The organism is Bacteroides salyersiae WAL 10018 = DSM 18765 = JCM 12988, assembly GCF_000381365.1.
In the GTDB taxonomy this organism is placed as follows: domain Bacteria; phylum Bacteroidota; class Bacteroidia; order Bacteroidales; family Bacteroidaceae; genus Bacteroides; species Bacteroides salyersiae.
The window spans coordinates 1,177,927-1,199,128 of record NZ_KB905466.1 but is presented as its reverse complement, the minus strand read 5'-3'; the positions used below and the strand labels follow the sequence as shown (position 1 = coordinate 1,199,128).

12 protein-coding genes are annotated in these 21,202 nt (G+C 45.1%); 10 read left to right on the top strand and 2 right to left on the bottom strand.

Annotated features, from left to right (window positions below):
* Positions 1–7: 7 nt before the first annotated feature.
* Entirely contained in the window at positions 8–1,582 is a 1,575-nt protein-coding gene (locus tag HMPREF1532_RS04680) for a sodium:solute symporter (RefSeq protein ID WP_025818946.1), read from the top strand.
* 9 nt (positions 1,583–1,591) lie between these two features.
* On the opposite strand, the gene HMPREF1532_RS04675 is transcribed toward HMPREF1532_RS04680, so the two are convergent.
* The gene (locus HMPREF1532_RS04675; protein WP_005925535.1) at positions 1,592–2,278 is read right to left on the bottom strand and encodes a vitamin B12 dependent-methionine synthase activation domain-containing protein; all 687 of its coding nucleotides are present in this window, start codon (positions 2,276–2,278) and stop codon (positions 1,592–1,594) included.
* 8 nt (positions 2,279–2,286) lie between these two features.
* Positions 2,287–3,300, bottom strand: a complete 1,014-nt coding sequence (locus HMPREF1532_RS04670) for a uroporphyrinogen decarboxylase family protein (protein WP_005925532.1) — start codon at positions 3,298–3,300, stop codon at positions 2,287–2,289.
* A 138-nt stretch (positions 3,301–3,438) separates the two neighbouring features.
* Here HMPREF1532_RS04670 and HMPREF1532_RS04665 point away from each other — a divergent pair, with 138 nt between their 5' ends.
* From HMPREF1532_RS04665 to HMPREF1532_RS04625, 9 genes are all read left to right on the top strand, one after another.
* Positions 3,439–5,883, top strand: a complete 2,445-nt coding sequence (locus tag HMPREF1532_RS04665) for a glycoside hydrolase family 95 protein (RefSeq protein ID WP_025818945.1) — start codon at positions 3,439–3,441, stop codon at positions 5,881–5,883.
* Between the two features lie 14 nt (positions 5,884–5,897).
* On the top strand, positions 5,898–7,100 hold the full coding sequence (locus HMPREF1532_RS04660; protein WP_021936489.1) for a glycoside hydrolase family 88/105 protein: 1,203 nt from the start codon (positions 5,898–5,900) through the stop codon (positions 7,098–7,100).
* Positions 7,101–7,119: 19 nt separating this feature from the next.
* Entirely contained in the window at positions 7,120–8,577 is a 1,458-nt protein-coding gene (locus HMPREF1532_RS04655) for a glycoside hydrolase family 140 protein (protein ID WP_005925524.1), read from the top strand.
* Positions 8,578–8,845: 268 nt separating this feature from the next.
* Positions 8,846–12,649, top strand: a complete 3,804-nt coding sequence (locus tag HMPREF1532_RS04650; protein ID WP_005925521.1) for a family 78 glycoside hydrolase catalytic domain — start codon at positions 8,846–8,848, stop codon at positions 12,647–12,649.
* A gap of 137 nt (positions 12,650–12,786) precedes the next feature.
* Entirely contained in the window at positions 12,787–14,877 is a 2,091-nt protein-coding gene (locus HMPREF1532_RS04645) for an aceric acid hydrolase (protein ID WP_005925518.1), read from the top strand.
* 341 nt (positions 14,878–15,218) lie between these two features.
* Positions 15,219–17,081, top strand: a complete 1,863-nt coding sequence (locus HMPREF1532_RS04640; protein WP_005925515.1) for a right-handed parallel beta-helix repeat-containing protein — start codon at positions 15,219–15,221, stop codon at positions 17,079–17,081.
* Positions 17,078–19,261, top strand: a complete 2,184-nt coding sequence (locus tag HMPREF1532_RS04635) for an alpha-L-rhamnosidase-related protein (protein ID WP_005925512.1) — start codon at positions 17,078–17,080, stop codon at positions 19,259–19,261. The genes HMPREF1532_RS04640 and HMPREF1532_RS04635 overlap by 4 nt, the downstream gene beginning before the upstream one ends.
* 26 nt (positions 19,262–19,287) lie before the next feature.
* On the top strand, positions 19,288–20,220 hold the full coding sequence (locus HMPREF1532_RS04630; protein ID WP_044097418.1) for an aldo/keto reductase: 933 nt from the start codon (positions 19,288–19,290) through the stop codon (positions 20,218–20,220).
* Positions 20,221–20,256: 36 nt separating this feature from the next.
* Complete coding sequence (locus HMPREF1532_RS04625; RefSeq protein WP_005925506.1) at positions 20,257–21,183, top strand: amidohydrolase family protein; 927 nt, start codon at positions 20,257–20,259, stop codon at positions 21,181–21,183.
* The last annotated feature ends 19 nt before the right edge of the window (positions 21,184–21,202 follow it).

The window sequence follows — 21,202 nt, the reverse complement described above, 5'->3', positions numbered from 1 at the left end:
CGGAATGATGCATGTTAAATTTTTAGATACGCTGGATTGGGGTATCCTGATCACTTATTTTTTTATATTAGTAGCGATTGGAATATGGGCCAGCCTGAAAAGGAAGAAAGGGAGCAGTCTTTTTCTTGCAGAGAACTCATTGAAATGGCATCACATCGGTTTTTCCATGTGGGGAACCAATGTGGGGCCTTCCATGCTGATTGCCTCGGCCAGTGCCGGTTTCACTACCGGCATTGTATCAGGCAATTATGCTTGGTATGCTTTTGTATTTATTGCTTTATTGGCTTTTGTTTTTGCTCCACGATATTTAGGAATGCATGTATCCACTTTGCCGGAGTTTATGGGATACCGCTTCGGGCAGTCTACCCGTAATATTCTGGCTTGGTACACCATTGTTACTATTTTGATTTCTTGGCTGGCGTTGACTTTGTTTGCCGGCGGAGTTTTGATCCGGCAGGTCTTTGATATACCGATGTGGCAATCAGCATTGATTCTATTGGTTATATCTGCATTTTTCACGATGGCGGGCGGATTAAAGGCGGTGGCTTATACCAATGTATATCAAATGCTGTTGTTGATCTTTGTGTCGGCAACACTTACAGTTGCAGGAATATACAAGGTCGGGGGGATTGACGCGCTGGTGGATGCCGTACCGGCAAATTACTGGAATCTGTTTTTGTCGAAGGATGATCCGGCTTTCCCTTGGCTTCCCATTATATTGGGGTATCCCATTATGGGGGTCTGGTTCTGGTGTACGGATCAGTCGATGGTACAACCGGTTCTGGCTGCAAAGAATCTGAAAGAGGGTCAGAAAGGAGCTAATTTTACAGGATGGTTGAAGATATTGGATGTTCCTTTGTATATTTTGCCCGGTATTTTGTGTCTGGCACTTTATCCGGAGTTAGCCAATCCGGATGAGGCATATATGACTATGGTGACGAATTTGTTTCCGACCGGTATGGTGGGTTTGGTTCTGGCGGTGTTGACGGCGGCGCTGGTAAGCACTATCGGGTCGGCTCTGAATGCATTGAGCACGGTGTTCACAATGGATATATATGTGAAAAACTTCAACCCGGAGGCCAGTCAGAAGGAGATTATCCGTACAGGGCATGTTGTGACGTTGGTTGGTGCTTTGTTGTCTGTGGTTATTACAGTTGCCATCGATAGCATCAAGGGATTGAATTTATTCAATATATTCCAGTCTGTATTAGGATTTATCGCTCCTCCGATGGCAGCAGTATTTTTGCTTGGTGTATTTTGGAAACGTACTACTACGTTGGCGGCGAATCTGGCTTTGACCTTGGGAACAGTTTTCAGCATCGGAGTCGGTGTCCTTTATTTATGGGTATTTCCTGTCGGACAATATTCGTTTTGGCCTCATTTCATGATGTTATCATTCTATCTGTTTGTAATTATCAGTATGGGTATGGTATTAATCAGTCTGTTTGATAAACGTTCTTCAAAACAGGTGTTTGATATAAAACAGGTGATGGAGAAAACATCGAAAGGGGTGGTTGTGGCATGGGTATTGCTTGCTGTTGTCATGTTGGGGCTTTATCTTTTTTTCAATGGACATTCATAGCCTGTTTAGTTATTTCTTTTTCCGGCGATAGCATGCATCGTAAGTACACAGACCGCAGGTATAGTCAACTTTATGTACGGCGGAACCGGTTCCGATGATTCCGCTTACCGATTTGATAGGAATCATCAGGCTGGAATCCGAGAGGTGGATACCACAAGGATGAGGGGATGGAAATAAGGAGAAAAGAAGATGCTGCTCGGAAACGTGCCATCCGCAATAGCCGGGACTGAACCGGTTGGTATGTTTCCACTCTTGGGAGGCAATGTACTTTTCTAATGCAAGCTCCATACAGTCTGCTGTCTTTTCGGCAATGACGCTACCTATTGTATCGGCAATATAGTTTTTTAAGGGATCGTTCTCCTGCCGTAATGTTTGTTGAAACCGCTCGAAATCGTAGCCTGCTGTGGCAACAAAAAAAACAAAACTTTCCGATTTTCTTAATTGCCGGGTTATGATCTTTCCTAAATGAAAGGTGATATGCTCCACGGTTAATGTCTCTTTCATTGTGTCTAATTGTCCGTTTATACTAAAAAAAAGAAAAGACGGACGGGCAATGGCGGAAATTTGTTTTAGTAACTTTTGTGTCTCTGCTTCTATTTCCGGCTCAGGAACCGTTTGATTGCCATATCCCATCATCTCGTAGATTTCGGATGATGAGACAGGCAAATTGGAAAGAGTGAGTTGTTGTTCAATCATTTTCTGGGTTATCTGTTTTGATTGAACTCTTTTAGTGCCTCATAAAAGGCATCGATGTTTTCAGATGGTGTACAAGGAGGAATATCGCAACCGGAAGAAAGGACGAAATTAGGGTACTTTTCGGTTTCTTTCAACAAGTGCAAGGTTTCCGCTTTCATCTTTTCAGGCGTAGCGGCCTTGAATAAACTTACCGGATCAAGATTTCCCATGGCTAATGTCCGGGAAGGAACTTCTTTCAATGCATCTGCCATGTCGATTTTATTCCCGAAATGGTAGCCTGCCGATCCGGTATAAACCATGGCTGCCGTACAGTTTCCGGTATTTCCGCAATTGTGTAGTATCACAGAGAAATATTCATCCTGCACTTTGTCGACTATCTCTTTAATGAATATGGACGAGTATTGCATACAATCCTCATTGGACAATAATCCGGCAGCCGGTTCGGCCATGATGACACCATTGGCTCCGGTAGCTTTCAGAGCCATGCAATAGCGGAGTATGAAGTCTGTACATTTGCGCAATAATGTGATGGCGGCTTGGGGATTGATATAAATGAGCATCATGATTTCGGACATGTCGTAAAGTCGTCCTGCTAATGAATAGGGACCTATGCAACCGGCAAATACAGGCCGGTCGGTAATGTGTCCCGCCGCCAGCATATTGGCTTTCAAATATTGGGGAATCCGTCCTTTGTTTAGAGCGGGGACTTCCAATGATTCAATGGCTGCTTCATCACGAAGCAGACGTCCGCTTACACTGGGAACTTCGTCTTCCGGAAAAACAATTTCCGCACCGAAAGCCTCTGCTTCTACCGTGAGATCCATGATTACCGTGACTGCGGCAGACGGGTATCGGTCGCACAGTGCCTGTATGGCTTCATAGTGTATTTGTCCGTTAGTGACGGCATCGCGTACAGTTTTATGAATGTACTCGATACCCGGGTGTGTCATGATGGGAATGGCACATCGTTGAGGGGTATCGATCTTTTCCTGTATCCAGGAATGCATGTTTATCTTTCCCATATCGTTTGATTTTACTTTTGCTAAAGGACGTATTATAAGCATCTCTTGTACTGTCTCTATTTACTTTTTTTATGCGGAATAAGTACAAAATACCGGTATTTGCGTCTATTCGATATAGAATTATACTACCACATATACATGAAAAGAATATCGATAAGCTTTTGCCTTTTACTGGCGATCTCTTTTGAGTGGCTTTCCGCACAGGAACATAAATTATGGTACGACCGTCCGGCTCAGGTATGGACAGAGGCTTTGCCTTTGGGAAACGGGCGTTTGGGTGCTATGGTATTTGGAAATCCGGCTGTGGAACAGTTACAGTTGAATGAAGAAACTCTTTGGGCCGGTCGTCCTAATAATAATGCAAATCCGGAAGGGTTGAAGTATATTCCGAAAGTAAGGGAATTGGTTTTTGCCGGTAAATACTTGGAAGCGCAAACACTTGCCACAGAAAAAGTAATGTCTAAAACAAATTCCGGTATGCCTTATCAAAGCTTCGGAGATCTGCGTATTTCGTTTCCCGGGCATACACGGTATCGGGATTATTATCGGGAGCTAAATTTGGATTCGGCCTGTGTGAAGGTAGGCTATCGGGTAGACGATGTTAATTACCGGCGTGAAATGTTTACTTCGTTTACCGATCAGGTGATCATGGTACGGTTGACAGCCGATAGACCCGGAAAGATAACGTTTAATGCCGTGTTGACTACGCCCCATCAGGATGCATTGGTTGATACGGATGGAGAATGTGTCACGCTCTCCGGAGTGTCTTCGTGGCATGAAGGGTTGAAAGGGAAAGTCGAATTTCAGGGACGTTTGGCCACAAGGGTACAGGGTGGCGCCGTTTCATGTAGAGATGGCGTTCTCACGGTGGAAGGGGCCGATGAAGCAGTTGTATATGTTTCGCTTGCCACCAACTTCATCAATTACAAGGATATCAGCGCTGATCAAGTGGAACGTGCCAGACAGTATTTGGAGAAGGCTATGCAAAAGAACTATACGGAAGCAAAGCAGTCTCATATCGATTTTTTCAAAGCGTATATGGATCGTGTCAGTTTAAATCTGGGAACGGGGAGTACGGAGCAGTTTCCTACCGATAAGCGGGTAGAAAAATTTAAAACAACCCATGATGCCGGTTTGGTGGCCACCTATTTTCAGTTTGGCCGCTATTTGCTGATCTGTTCTTCCCAACCGGGCGGACAACCAGCCAATTTGCAAGGAATATGGAATGATAAACTTTTCCCTTCGTGGGATAGCAAATACACTTGTAATATTAATGTGGAGATGAATTATTGGCCTGCCGAGGTGACCAATTTGAGTGAACTCCATGAACCGTTGTTTCGGATGACGCGTGAAGTTAGCGAGACTGGAAAGGAGACGGCCGAAATCATGTATGGTGCGAAAGGATGGGTACTTCACCACAATACGGATATATGGCGGATTACCGGTCCTTTGGATAAAGCACCTTCGGGAATGTGGCCTTCGGGTGGAGCTTGGCTTTGCCGGCACTTGTGGGAGCGATATCTGTATACGGGCGATGTAGAGTTTTTACGTTCGGCTTATCCTATTATGAAAGAGGCGGGGCGTTTTTTTGATGAAACTATGGTGAAAGAGCCGTTGCATAACTGGTTAGTGGTGTGTCCGAGCAATTCTCCGGAGAACACGCATGCCGGAAGCGGTGGTAAAGCCACGACTGCTGCCGGGTGTACCATGGATAATCAGTTGGTATTTGATTTATGGACATCAATCATTGCTACTGCCCGGTTGTTGGGAGTCGATACTGAATATGCCAGTCATCTGGAAGAACGCCTGAAGGAGATGCCACCTATGCAAATCGGCCGTTGGGGGCAGTTGCAGGAATGGATGTTCGATTGGGATGATCCGGATGATATTCACCGGCATGTTTCTCATCTGTATGGTTTATTTCCCAGTAACCAAATATCACCGTATCGCACTCCTGAATTGTTTGACGCGGCACGTACTTCGTTGATTCATCGCGGAGATCCGTCTACAGGATGGAGTATGGGCTGGAAAGTTTGCTTGTGGGCACGTTTGCTCGATGGGAATCATGCTTATAAACTGATTACAGAACAACTGACTCTTGTACGGAATGAAAAGAAAAAAGGAGGTACGTACCCTAATCTGTTTGATGCTCATCCGCCTTTTCAGATCGATGGGAATTTCGGATGTACTGCCGGTATTGTGGAGATGTTGATGCAGAGTCATGATGGTTTTATTTATCTGCTTCCTGCTCTTCCGGATGTATGGGAAGAGGGAGAAATAAAGGGTATCGTGGCGCGCGGTGGCTTTGAAATGGATATCCGGTGGAAAAAAGGAAAAGTAGAGCAGGTAGTTATCCGTTCACGACACGGTGGAAACTGTCGGTTGCGTTCCTTGAATCGATTGACCGGAGAGGAGTTGCAACCGGCGGAAGGGAATAATCCGAATCCCCTGTATCGTACTCCTGAAATAGCGGCTCCATTGATTAATGTACAAGCTAAACTTCATGAAGTGAACTTACCTGAAACCTATTTGTACGATTTGCATACAGAGCCGGGAAAAGAATATAGGATTATTGGTAAATAAATCAGATGACAAATATGGATAAAAAGATGATTAAATGGATAATTCCTCTCTTGCTGATCGGAGGTTTCATATCCTGTACGAATGGCGGAAAAGAGGAAAAAGAGACTTGGAGTGTAAAAATGGCGCGTTCGGAGATACAACGTTTCCCGGAGCCCTGGATGATCGAGAAAGCAAAGAAACCCCGGTGGGGATATACACACGGACTGGTGGTAAAGTCTATGCTTGAGCTGTGGAAACATACAGGAGACAGTACTTATTACGAATATGCAAAGATCTATGCCGATAGTCTGATTGATGAAAGCGGAAGGATACGGACGATGAATTATCTTTCATTTAATATTGATAATGTGAATCCGGGAAAGATATTGTTTGATTTTTATGAACGCACACGCGATAGTCGGTATAAAATAGCGATGGACACGTTGCGCAAGCAGATGGCGGAACAACCCCGTACCCGGGAAGGCGGTTTTTGGCACAAACAGAGGTATCCTCACCAAATGTGGCTGGACGGCATTTTTATGGCTTCTCCTTATCTGTCACAATATGGGACGGTGTTTGGTGATACGACAGTATTTGCCGATGTCGTGAATCAGATCACTTTGATAGCCCGTAAAACGTATGATCCTGCCACCGGATTGTATTATCATGGCTGGGACGAAAGCCGTGAGCAGGCTTGGGCTGATAAGGAGACGGGGTGCTCACCGAACTTCTGGAGCCGTAGTATCGGTTGGTATGCTGCTGCTTTGGTAGATGTACTCGATTATCTGCCCGGAAAAACGGCCGGAAGAGATACGATATTGACGTTGATCAACGGTCTGGCGGCTTCATTAGTAAAATATCAGGATCCGGTGACGGGCGTGTGGTATCAGGTAATCGACAAAGGTGGCAGCGAAGGAAATTATTTAGAGTCTTCGGCTACTGCTTTATTTGTCTATTTCTTTAGTAAGGCTATTCGTGAAGGATATATCTCTACGGATTATAAAACGATGACAGACAGGGCTTTCAACGGTATGTTGAAGGAGTTCATCAAAGAGGAGCAGGATGGCTCTTATACGATAACGAATTGCTGTGCGGTAGCCGGGTTGGGTGGCGAACCGGTATATCGGGACGGAAGTTATGAATATTATATATCTGAACCGGTTATCGAGAACGATCCTAAATCCGTAGGAAGTTTTATTCTTGCGGCTATCGAATATGAAAAGTTAAACCATAAATAATTACGTAATATAACAACTAATGGATAAAAAAGAGTTTTTTTTTAGCTGGCTGGTTTTATTGGCTTTGTCTTTATTCGGTGAGAACGTTGCTGCGCAAAAGAAGGGAGAACGGTTGCCATGGGAAAATGGGAGGTTGGTCGTTTCGGAAGAGGGGCGTTATCTGAAACATGAAAACGGAACACCGTTCTTCTGGCTGGGAGAAACAGGATGGTTGCTGCCGGAATGTCTGAACCGGGAGGAAGCCGCTTATTATCTGGAGAACTGTAAACAAGCCGGATATAATGTGGTGCAGATACAGACCATGAATCAAGTTCCTTCCATAAATATATACGGTCAATATTCATTGCCTGATGGGTTTAATTTCAAAAACATCGACAAGAAAGGAGTTTACGGCTATTGGGATCATATGGATTATATTATCAAAACAGCCGAGAAGAAAGGAATTTATATTGGTATGGTGTGCATTTGGGGGACACCTGTCGATGACGGATTAATGAATGTGAAAGAAGCACAAGCCTATGGGAAATTTCTTGCGGAACGCTATAAAGATGCACCCAATATCGTCTGGATGATCGGTGGAGATATACGCGGAGATGTGAAGACGGATGTTTGGGAAGCGTTGGCCCGTACTATCCGGGACATTGATACTCATCATCTGATGACTTTCCATCCACGGGGAAGAACCACTTCGGCTGCATGGTTTAATAATGCGGACTGGTTGGATTTCAATATGTTTCAGAGTGGGCACAGGCGTTATGGACAACGTAAGGGAGATGGTGATTATCCGATTGAGGAAAATACGGAAGAGGATAACTGGCGTTTTGTAGAACGCAGTATGGCTATGAAACCTATGAAACCGGTGATCGACGGTGAGCCGGTCTATGAAGATATTCCCCAGGGACTTCATGATCCGAATGAGACTCGCTGGCATGATGGTGATGTGCGGCGTTATGCTTATTGGTCGGTTTTTGCAGGTTCATTCGGGCATACTTATGGTCATAACGATATTATGCAGTTCATTAAACCCGGAGTGATCGGTGCTTTTGGGGCAGACGGTTCTAAAAAGACATGGGTGGATGCATTGAAAGATCCCGGATACAATCAGATGAAATATTTGAAGAGTCTGATGTTGAGTGTTCCCTATTTCGAGCGCATTCCCGATCAGAGTGTGATTGCCGGAGTAAACGGTGAACGTTATGACCGTGCCATAGCCACTCGGGGAAATGATTATCTGATGGTCTACAACTATACCGGTCGTCCGATGCAGATCGACCTGACCAAGATCAGTGGTGCAAAGAAAAATGTATGGTGGTATAACACCAAAAACGGAAAGTTGACTTACATCGGCGAATATGATAATAAGATAACTACTTTCCAATATGATGCCGGTTATATGAGTGGTAATGATCAGGTACTTATTGCGATCGATACCGATAAGAATTATATTGGAAAGGATTGGAGGACACTTGAACAGTGATTGTAATTAGTAGTCAAGAAAGTAGTCAAGAAAGTAGTCAAGTAGTCAAGAAAGTAGTCAAGTAGTTAAGTAGTCAAGTAGGATGGATTTATTCTGTGGATCGTTGTTTAATAACAGATTATCAATTATTTGTTTATCTCTTATCTCCTACTTTTGCTTAGCCACTCATTTACTTGATTACTTAATAACTCACCGGTCTATCTCCTACTTACTACTTAACTACTTGACTACTTAACTACTTTCTTGACTTTTTATAAAACATCGAATTATGAACAAATTTTTTTATTCCCTCTCTTTGCTATTGTTTTTTTTTCTATGTGAAGAGTTACGGGCGGATACGGTTATTACAGAAATCAGAACAGAGCAGTTAGTGGCACCGGTGGGTATCGATGCTCCGGCTCCCCGTTTGAGTTGGCAAATTACGTCGACGGAGAGAAATGTAATGCAAACGGGTTATCATATTCTGGTGTCTTCTTCACCGGAAAAATTAAATAAGAACGAAGGAGATCTTTGGGATTCCGGTAAAGTGCAGAGTGAGGATTCTCAATGGGTACCTTATGCCGGAAAGCAATTGAAAAGCAACATGCGTTGTTATTGGAAAGTAAAGAGTTATACTACTGCCGGTGAAACCCCGTGGAGCACCTCTTCCATGTGGACTATGGGGTTGCTTTCGGAAAACCGTTGGAAAGGTGTTTGGATCGGTATGGATAAAGCTTTCGAGTGGGATAGCGAGACACAATGGAGCAGATTGAGTGCGCGTTATCTTCGTAAAGAGTTTATGGTGGGCAAACCGGTAAAGCAGGCCACTATCCACATTGCCGGACTGGGATTGTACGAACTGTTTATAAACGGGCAAAGAGTAGGAGAGCAAGTATTGGCACCGGTTCCTACAGATTACCGTAAAACGATTCTTTATAATAGTTTTGATGTCACTTCATTGCTTACACAAAATAAAAATGCGATTGGCGTGACATTGGGTAACGGTCGTTTCTATACGATGCGTCAGAATTACAAACCTTATAAGATCGCTAATTTCGGATACCCTAAAATGCGTCTTAATCTGATCGTGGAGTATGAGGATGGCAGTTCGGAAACCATTGCCAGTGATTTAAGTTGGAAACTGACGGCTGACGGTCCTATCCGCAGTAATAATGAATATGATGGCGAAGAATATGACGCCCGTAAAGAAATGGATGGCTGGAATAAGATAGGATATGATGATGCGTCGTGGTTGCCTGTTCAACGGGTGAGTGTTCCCACAGGTACATTGCGGGCGTCCATGACGCCTAATATGAAAGTGGTAGATCGTATCACCCCTGTGGCCATTCATAAAATCGGTGAAAAGTATATCTTGGATATGGGACAAAATATGGCCGGCTGGATACGAATGAAAATAAAAGGGGCGGCAGGAGACAGCATCCGGCTTCGTTTTGCCGAGTTATTACAATCCGACGGTGAATTGTATATGGACAATCTGCGGGATGCCCGGGTGACTGATACGTATATATGCCGGGGGATTGAAAAAGAAACGACATGGGCACCTCGCTTTGTTTATCATGGTTTTCGTTATGTGGAGGTGACGGGGTATCCCTCTCCCGAGTTAACTGATTTTACAGGTGAAGTAGTAAGTGACGAGATGGAGCATTTGGGAACTTTCTCTTGTTCTGACAGTACGTTGAATCGGATTTACAGGAATGCTTATTGGGGGATTCTATCCAATTATAAAGGAATGCCGGTCGACTGTCCGCAACGTAATGAACGTCAGCCTTGGCTGGGCGATCGGGTAATGGGATGTTGGGGAGAAAGCTATCTGTTCGGGAATGGTCCGTTATATGCCAAATGGGCAAAAGATATTTGTGATGCCCAACGTGAAGACGGTTGTATCCCTGATGTGGCTCCGGCTTACTGGAATTATTATTCGGATAATATGACGTGGCCCGCAGCTCTTTTACTTTCTTGTGATATGATGTATACGCAGTATGGCAATAAACAGCCGATAGAAAGGCATTATGATGCCATGAAACGTTGGTTGAAACATATGCGTGAGGAGTATATGACGGAAGATTTTATTCTGACAAAAGATAAATATGGCGACTGGTGCCTTCCACCGGAATCATTAGAATTGATCCATAGTCGGGATCCAGAGCGTAAGACGGACGGCTCATTGATTGCAACGGCCTATTATCTGAAGATGTTACAACTGATGCATCGTTTTGCTTCAGTGCAGGGCTTGGAAGAAGAAGCCCGCCAATGGGGAGCATTGGAACGGAAGATGAAAGATGCTTTCAATGCCCGTTTCTTGACAGTAAAAACGGGAACTTCACCCGTGCCAGGTCATCCGCTTTATCCGGATAGCATTTATTATGGCAATAATACAGCTACTGCCAATATCTTGCCTTTGGCTTTCGGGCTGGTACCGAAACCATATATACCGGAAGTAGTAAAGAATGTGGTGACTGCTATCATTACCAAAAATGGGGGTCATATCTGTTGCGGAGTGATCGGAGTGCAGTGGTTATTGCGTGAGTTGACTCGGAAAGGTTATGCCGATGTCGCTTATTTGCTTGCTTCAAACCGGACTTATCCCAGTTGGGGATATATGGCGGAACAAGGAGCTACCACTATCTGGGAGTTATGGAATGGAAATACGGCTCGTCCGGAGATGAACAGTGGCAATCATGTTATGTTGTTGGGCGATTTACTTTCTTGGTGTTACGAAAGTTTGGGAGGAATCCGGAGTAGCCGTCAGCAGGTCGGTTTCAAGCAGATTGTGATGAAGCCCGGTTTTGAGATACAGGGTGTGAGCCGGGTGAATGCTTCTTATAAAACTCCTTACGGGGTGGTGGAGAGCCATTGGAACAAGACGCTGACTCATCTGCAATGGGACATCACTATTCCTGTCAATACCACGGCTGAAGTCTACTTTCCCGATGGAAAAGTGGAGACATTGGGGTCAGGGACTTATCATTACGATGTGGAGATACCTACCCGGCACAAGGCTATTTTGAAGGATCAGTTCTTGTATGAACAGGCCGCCTTTCCCGAATGTCATGGAGCAACTGTTGCCGAGACTCCGAAAGGAGATCTGGTAGCTGCCTTTTTTGGCGGAACGAAGGAAAGGAATCCTGATTGCTGTATCTGGGTTTGCCGAAAAGTAAAGGGAAGTGATGTGTGGACGCCTCCGGTAAAGGTGGCTGATGGGGTAATTACACCGACTTTGCGTGAAGCCTGCTGGAATCCTGTGTTGTTTCAACTACCGAAAGGCGAGTTGATGCTTTTTTATAAAAGGGGAGATAAGGTAGCCAACTGGACGGGATGGCTGATACGTTCTAAAAACGGTGGCAAAACTTGGAGTTCTCCCGAGAAGTTGCCGGACGGTTTCTTGGGACCAGTGAAGAACAAGCCCGAATATATCAATGGACGCATTATCTGTCCTTCGAGTACAGAAGGTGAGAACGGGTGGAGAATTCATTTTGAAATTTCGGACGACCGGGGGAAGACTTGGCGTAAAGTAGGACCATTGGAAGCTGATCTGGCTTTATTGACCCAGCATCAGGGAGGGAGTAATGCCGGTAAAGCAGAAGAGGAAGATGATCCGGAAGGCGGAGAGGTGGTTCGTGACAAGAATCTGAAACCTATTTATGCTATTCAGCCGAGTTTGTTGAAGCATAAAGACGGTCGTCTACAAATCCTTTGCCGTACCCGGAACGGAAAATTAGCGGAAGCCTGGAGCGCAGACAATGGGGACTCATGGACGAAGCTGCGGTTGACGGAGGTGGTTAACAATAACTCCGGTACGGATGCTGTCACGTTGAAAGACGGTCGTCACCTGTTAGTATATAACGATTTCGGAGCACTGCCGGGAACCCGTAAAGGAGTACGTACTCCTTTGAGCGTTGCTATTTCCGAAGATGGAATGACTTGGGATGCTGCGGTTGTATTGGAAGATAGCCCGATAAGCCAGTATTCTTATCCGTCCGTGATTCAAGGTAAGGATGGTAAGGTCCATATTGTATATACCTGGCGACGCCAGCGAATTAAATATGTAGAATTAGACGTTGATCAATTATAATAAAAAATAAAGCCTCTCCCCAACCCTCTCCGTGGGAGAGGGAGCTAAGTTGGTTTTGTAACTAATTAATAAACAAGAGTATCTGTACTCCCTCTCCCACGGAGAGGGTTGGGGAGAGGCTTCTAAACTTTATAGATATGAATACGAAGATTTTAAGGGGAACATTGCTTTGTGCTTGCGTACTGACAACCGGTGCTTTCGCTCAAAGCTCCGGTTTGATAGACATGAGCGAAAGTAAATATGCAAGTATTACCAATGTCCCTCTCGATGCGACGAAATGGACAGACGGTTTTTGGAAAGAACGTTTCGGGGTGTTTAGCCATACGAGTCTGCAAAGTATGTGGAATACATGGAATAATCCGGATGTAAGTCATGGCTTTCGTAATTTTGAGATAGCTGCCGGAACATGCGAAGGTGAGCATTGGGGACCACCTTTTCACGATGGCGATTTGTATAAATGGCTGGAAGGGGTAGCTGCCATATATGCCGTCAATAAAGATCCGGAATTGGACAAGCTGATGGATCATGTGATCGGAACCATTGTGAAAGCACAACGTGCTGATGGGTATATCCATACTCCGGTGATTATCGAAGAACGGAATAAGGGAATCGATTCGCATTCGGAGGCGCATCGGCAGGCGGTGATCGGTACGAAAGTAGGAGATGAAGATGAGAAAGGGGCTTTTGCCAACCGTCTGAATTTCGAGACATATAATTTGGGACATCTGATGATGGCGGGAATCGTTCACTACCGTGCTACCGGAAAACGTACATTGTTTGATGCTGCCGTTAAAGCGACCGATTTCCTTTGCCATTTTTATGAAACGGCTTCGGCTGAATTGGCACGTAATGCTATTTGCCCTTCTCATTATATGGGTGTAGTGGAAATGTATCGTGCAACGAAAAATCCCCGGTATCTGGAGCTTTCCCGGAATTTGATAAATATTCGCGGCATGGTTGAAAACGGGACGGATGACAATCAGGACCGTATTCCTTTTCGTGCCCAGAAGCAGGCAATGGGGCATGCCGTCCGTGCCAATTATCTGTATGCGGGTGTTGCCGATGTATATGCGGAGACAGGCGAGAAGCTCTTGATGGAGAATCTCGAAAGTATCTGGAAGGATATTACTTCCCGTAAAATGTATATCACCGGTGCATGTGGGGCCCTTTATGACGGGACCTCACCGGATGGCACTTGTTATGAGCCGGATAGCATACAGAAAGTACATCAAAGCTATGGCCGTCCCTACCAACTGCCCAATAGTACGGCACACAATGAAACTTGTGCAAATATAGGTAATCTGCTTTTCAATTGGCGTATGTTTCAGACCAGTGGTAATGCCCGATATGTTGATATTGTAGAAAACTGCCTTTACAACAGCATATTGAGTGGTATCAGCTTGGATGGAAAACGTTATTTCTATACCAATCCGTTACGGATCAGTGCCGATCTGCCTTATACTCTTCGCTGGCCGAAGCAACGGACGGAATATATCAGTTGTTTTTGCTGTCCTCCCAATACGCTCCGTACCTTGTGTGAAGTTCAGAATTATGTTTATACGCTGAGCGATGAGGGCGTTTGGTGCAATCTGTATGGTGGCAGCGAACTCGATACCGAATGGGTGGGAAATCATATTCAATTATTACAAGAGACAGATTATCCTTGGGATGGTGCAGTTAGTATTACGCTGAAAGAGGTGCCGGAGAAGAAATCGTTGTCTCTCTTTTTACGTGTGCCGGAATGGTGTACGAAAGCTACGTTAGCAGTGAATGATGTTCCTGTTACAACCGATTTGAAAGCCGGTACGTATGCCGAAATAAAACGTATTTGGAAGAAGGGAGACCGGGTAGCGTTTGTGATGGGTATGGAACCGGTTTTATTGGAATCGCATCCATTGGTGGAGGAAACGCGCAATCAAGTGGCTGTCAAACGTGGCCCTGTGGTATATTGTCTTGAAAGTATGGATGTCGAAGCCGGAAAAAGGATCGATGATATTCTGATTCCTGCCGATATAAAGTTTTCTCCTGTCAAAACGGAAATTGCGGGAAGCCGGGTTACTGTGCTCGACGGTATCGCTCATTCTGTAGACAGTGATTCATGGGAAGGTAAACTATATCGCAAGGTGGCGGAGAACGGTGATCGGATTCCTATCCGCTTGATTCCCTATTATGCCTGGGGCAATCGGGGAGAAAGTGAAATGACTGTCTGGATGCTTTTAGAACGATAAACCCCTCCTTCTATATGGATGATATTTAAGCCGGAGTACTTGGTATTCCGGCTGTATATACTATGAAATTACCACATATTATACTGCAAAACTATTGCAAGTACGGCATAGCGTTGCCGTAAGCACGGTGCATACCTGTTGCAAGGACGGTGCATACTTGCTGTAGGGACGGTGCATACTTGTCGTAAGCACGGTTCATACTTGTCGTAAACACGGTGTTTACCTGCTGTATGCATTGTATCGGGTTTGGTTCATTGGCTAACTTATCGAATCGTTTCGTAAAAGTGATTACAAAATCGGTCTTTTTTCGTCTTCTTTTTATAACAATGAACTCTAAAAATATGAAATATCAATTGTCTATTTGCATTGGAATTCTTTTGGGGCTTTTTTCTTCCTTATCCTCCGCATTTGCCGGAGAGATATGGGTGTCTCCTCATGGAAACGATCTTAATACGGGAACTCGGCAAGCTCCGGTATTGACCCTGACTCAAGCACTGAAACAGGCGCGTGAATGGCGCCGCTTGTCCGATCCGGCTATAGCCGATGGTATCCATATCTGTCTGGAAAATGGAGCATATCCTTTGTCAGAGCCGATTTTTCTTCGTCCGGAAGACAGCGGTACGGCCGATTCGCCTACTATTATTCGAGGAATGGGAGAGGAGGCTTCCGTGTTACATGGTGGCATGTCTATCACCCGTTGGAAAAAGCAAGGTAAACTATGGGTAGCCGATGTTCCTGAGTTTAATGGGTATCCTTTGGATTTTCGGCAGCTTTGGGTAAACGGTAAGAAAGCAATCCGGGCACGTGATGTTTCTGATTTTGAAAAGATGTATCGTATCTTAAGTAATGATCCTGTCAATGAAATTCTTTGGGTTCCTACGGCTGCGGTGAAAAAGATACTGAAGGCTCCCCGTCCGGAGATGGTATTGCATGAGATGTGGTGTGTAGCCTATCTGCGTATAAAGTCGATTGAAGTACACGGAGATTCGGCTGCGGTTCGTTTTCACCAACCGGAGAGCCGTATCCAGTTTGCTCACCCGTGGCCGCGTCCTATGGTCACTACGGACGGACACAACTCGGCATTTTATCTGACCAATGCAAAAGAACTTTTAGACGAACAGGGAGAATGGTTTCATGATATTTATTCCCGTAAGGTATATTATTATCCACGTTCCGGTGAAGATATGAGCCGGGCGGAAGTAATTGTTCCTGCATTGGAGACTCTGGTCCGGGTAGAAGGTACACTCGACCGGCCGGTGGAGAATATCCGCTTTGATAATCTTACTTTCGGATATACCACCTGGATGCGTCCTTCCCTTAAGGGACACGTCCCTTTGCAGGCCGGCATGTATCTGACGGATGCTTATAAACTCCGGCCTCAGATGATCCGCGATTACCGGAACCATAAATTGGATAATCAAGGGTGGTTGGGACGTCCTGCTGCCGCAGTACAGATCCATGCAGGGCACTTCATCGATTTCTTGGATTGCTCTTTTGAACATCTCGGCTCAACAGCTTTGGATTATAAGATGGGAACGTACGGCGGAAAAGTAGAAGGATGTCTTTTTCGCGATATTGCAGGAAACGGATTAGTAGCCGGTAGCTTCTCTCCCGCCGGACATGAGACGCACTATCCTTATGATCCTGCCGACCGTCGTGAACTTTGTACCCATTTGCAGGTCATGAACAACTATTTTACCGATGTCACTAACGAAGATTGGGGATGTCTGGCTATCTGTGCCGGCTATGTGGCCGATATTAATATCGAGCACAATGAAATTTGTGAAGTTTCTTATTCGGGCATCAGTCTGGGATGGGGATGGACGCAAACTGTGAATTGTATGCGTAACAATCGGGTACATGCCAACTTGATTCATCATTATGCCAAACACATGTATGATGTTGCCGGTATCTATACGTTGGGGGCACAGCCCAAAAGTTACCTGACGGAAAACTGTGTTCACAGTATTTATTCACCCGGTTATGCACACGATCCGAATCATTGGTTTTATCTGTATACAGACGAAGGTTCTTCTTTTATTACAGTAAAAGACAACTGGACAGAGAGCGAAAAGTTTCTGCAGAACGCCAACGGTCCCGGTAATGTGTGGGAGAATAACGGTCCGATGGTGTCTGACAGCATCCGGAGAAATGCCGGCCTGACTGAAAAATATAAATACTTAATAAAAAAAGCCGACCGATGAAAAAGATAATAAGTTTTGTGGGGATTGCGTTCTATGTTGCTGTATTGCAGGCACAGACTTGGATATGGTACCCCGGCGATTATGAAATATGGCTGGGTAACCGGATGAACAACCGCCGGACGGAGAGAGGAGCTTTTTTCCCGCCTTTCTGGAAGACAGACAGTCATTATGTGGTGATCGAGTTTAGCAAGCAGGTGGATTTGGAACGTGCTGAAAACATATTCATTACGGCTGAAGGAAAATACAATGTGAAACTGGATGGCAAACTACAGTTCGGTATGCCGTCCACTTTGACACTTCCGGCCGGAAAACACAATTTGAATATCAAAGTCTGGAATCAGGCAACTCCTCCCGCCATTTATGTCGAAGGAAAGACTATCCATTCCGATTCTTCCTGGAAAGTTACTTATGAGGATAAAGAGTGGATTGACGAGAGTGGAAAAGCCAGTGATACTTCGGCCACTGTTTACATGAATGCCGGATACTGGAACTTTGACCGGGCCGATCAGCGTCCTTCTCAGTTTATGCTGTGTCGGGAACCGTTGCAGGCCGTTTCCCGTGAAAAGAGTTCAAAAGGGGAACTGCTCGATTTCGGGAAAGAAACCTTTGGCTATATAACATTTAAGAATCTTTCCGGAAATGGGAGTTTAAGCCTTTATTATGGTGAAAGTAAAGAGGAGGCGTTGGATACGGCGTATTGCGAAACGCTTGACAGAATCCAACTCCGGGCAGGCAAAGTAATTGATTTGGCTACTAACGAAATTTCCGCCGCAGGAGATTTCTGTTTGGGTAATTCCAAAGCGTTCCGCTATGTATATATAGAGAAAGAACCGGACGTACAATTCGATAATGTGGGAATGGAATACGAATATCTTCCCGTTGAATATCGCGGGGCTTTCCGTTGCAACGATGAAGAAGTCAACCGTATCTGGGAGGTAGGTGCGTACACAATGCATCTCACTACCCGTGAATTCTTTATCGACGGCATTAAGCGTGATCGCTGGGTATGGAGCGGGGATGCGATTCAGAGCTATTTGATGAATTATTACCTGTTTTTCGACAGCGATGCAGTGAAACGTACTATTTGGTTACTGCGCGGAAAAGATCCGGTGACCAGCCATTCCAATACCATCATGGATTATACTTTTTATTGGTTTCTGAGTATTTATCATTATTATATGTATACCGGAGACAAAGCTTTTGTGGCTCAAATCTATCCGCGTATGCAGACGATGATGGAGTATGTGTTGGGACGTACCAATGAGAATGGTATGGTGGAAGGATTGGCTGGCGACTGGGTTTTTGTAGACTGGGCAGACGGGTATTTGGATAAGAAGGGGGAACTTTCGTTTGAACAGATACTTTTATGCAAAAGTCTGGAAACGATGGCACTTTGCGCACGTTTACTCGATCAGCAGGACGACCGGGACAGATATTCCGGCATGGCAACTTCCCTCCGTGCAAAACTGGAACCGTTCTTTTGGGATGACACTCGGAAAGCAATGGTACACAATCGTATCGATGGCATTCAAAGCAAATCCGTAACCCGGTATTCCAATATGTTTTCTGTTATTTTCGGGTATTCGGATGCCGGGAAGCAGGAAGACATTAAACAGAATGTATTGCTCAATGACTCTATATTGAAGATAACTACCCCTTACATGCGGTTTTATGAGTTGGAAGCCTTGTGCGCTTTGGGCGAACAGGAACTTGTAATGCAGGAGATCAAGGATTATTGGGGTGGAATGTTACGCGAGGGAGCCACCTCTTTTTGGGAGAAGTACAATCCGGAGGAGACCGGTACACAGCATCTTGCCATGTATGGACGTCCTTACGGAAAAAGTCTTTGTCATGCATGGGGAGCCAGTCCCATTTATCTGTTGGGAAAGTATTACTTAGGAGTTACTCCCGAGGAAGCAGGATACCGTGAGTTTCGTATCGCTCCCAACTTGGGAGGTCTGAAATGGATGGAAGGAAGTGTACCTACTCCGAACGGTGATATCTCGGTCTATATGGATACCAGTCACATCAAAGTGAAAGCCGGAGAAGGGAAGGGATATTTATACTTTACATCGCGAAAGACTCCTAAATCGAATATCGGAAAAGTCGAGAAGTTGGGCGGTAATCAGTACCGTCTTCGGATCGATACGAAGGATGAAGTACGGGTAAGTTACCGTTGAAACCAAATTTTACAAACTGAATAGTGATGAAACAATATGAAATCGGAAAAACCGGAATGAAGGTATCAAACCTCAGCTTCGGAGCCTCATCCCTGGGCGGGGTATTTCACAATGTCCGTGAAGCAGAGGGGATAAAAGCTGTACACACGGCGGTCGATAATGGGATGAACTTTATTGACGTATCGCCCTATTACGGACATTATAAGGCGGAAATTGTATTAGGAAAGGCGCTGAAAGATATTCCGCGTGATAAATATTACTTGTCTACTAAAGTGGGACGTTACGGGAAGGATGGAGTGAATTTGTGGGATTATTCGGCGAAACGTGCGATAGAGAGCGTATACGAAAGTATGGAACGTCTTCATGTCGATTACATCGATTTGATAAATGTGCACGATGTGGAGTTTGCGGATATGAGACAGGTGGTCAATATTACTCTTCCGGCTTTGGTGGGGCTTCGTGAAAAAGGTGTTGTCGGTCATGTCGGTATTACGGATTTACAGTTGGAGAATCTCAAGTGGGTGGTTGATTGTGTGCCCGAGGGCACGGTAGAAAGTGTGCTCAGTTTTTGCCATCATTGTCTGAACGATGACAGGCTGACCGAATTCCTGGATTATTTTGAGTCTAAACAGGTTGGTGTCATTAATGCTTCCCCTCTTTCGATGGGGTTGCTTTCCAAACGGGGAGTACCGGATTGGCATCCGGCCCCAAAACGTCTGGTCAAGGCTTGTCAGAAAGCGGTGGCGCATTGTGAAAGCAAAGGGTATCCCATTGAGAAACTGGCTATACAGTTTGCTGTTAGTAATCCTCGTATTGCGACCACTTTATTCAGTTCGGCCAACCCGGATAATGTTTTAAAGAATATCGCTTTTGCCGAAGAGCCCATTGATTGGGATTTAGTAAGGGAGGTTCAGGAAATTATTGGCAATCAGCGTTATGTGAGTTGGGCCAATTCGTAATCGGAAACTGAAACAGGAATAAGATAAACCTGCAATATGAATGATCTGAGAATTATAGATGCCCACTCTCATTTGTGGCTGAAACAAGACACGGTAGTGGACGGGATGCGTATACGTGCATTGGCTAATGGCCGTTCGGAGTTTATGGGAGAATTGCGGCAGATGCTTCCTCCTTTCATGATCGACGGGAAAAATACGGCAGAAGTCTTCTTGTCGAATATGGATTATGCACAGGTATCGGCTGCCGTAGTGACACAGGAATTTATTGACGGGTTTCAAAATGAGTATCTGCGTGAAGTTTCCGCTTTGTATCCCGATCGTTTTTTCGTTTGCGGGATGTGCGAGTTCCGTCGTCCCGGTTTCTATGAAGAAGCCCGGCAACTGATCGATTCCGGTTTTAGAGCAATTAAGATTCCTGCCCAACGCTTATTGACTCCGAAAGGGCGTGTTTATCTGAATACGGACGAGATGATGAAAATGTTTCATCTGATGGAGAGGAAAAACATCCTTCTTTCGATTGATCTGGCGGATGGAGCTTTACAGACGGAGGAACTTCGGGAGGTCATTGCCGAATGTCCCGATCTGAAAATAGCGATCGGACATTTTGGCATGGTGACCCGTAAAGATTGGAAAGAGCAGATCCGGCTGGCTTCTGCCCCGAATGTCCGGATTGAATCGGGAGGAATCACTTGGCTGTTCAATGATGAGTTCTATCCGTTCACCGGTGCCGTGAGAGCCATAAAGGAAGCTGCCGGTCTGGTGGGGATGGAAAAGTTGATGTGGGGATCGGATTATCCCCGTACGATTACTGCGATAACGTATCGCATGTCATACGATTTTATCTTGAAATCGGATTTGCTTACAGAGGAGGAGAAAGTTCTTTTCTTGGGGCGGAATGCTGAGGCTTTTTATGGTTTCAAGAATCTGAAAAAACTGCCTTATATAAAGAACATGTCGGAATGAGAAGCTTCGGATAAGTTAA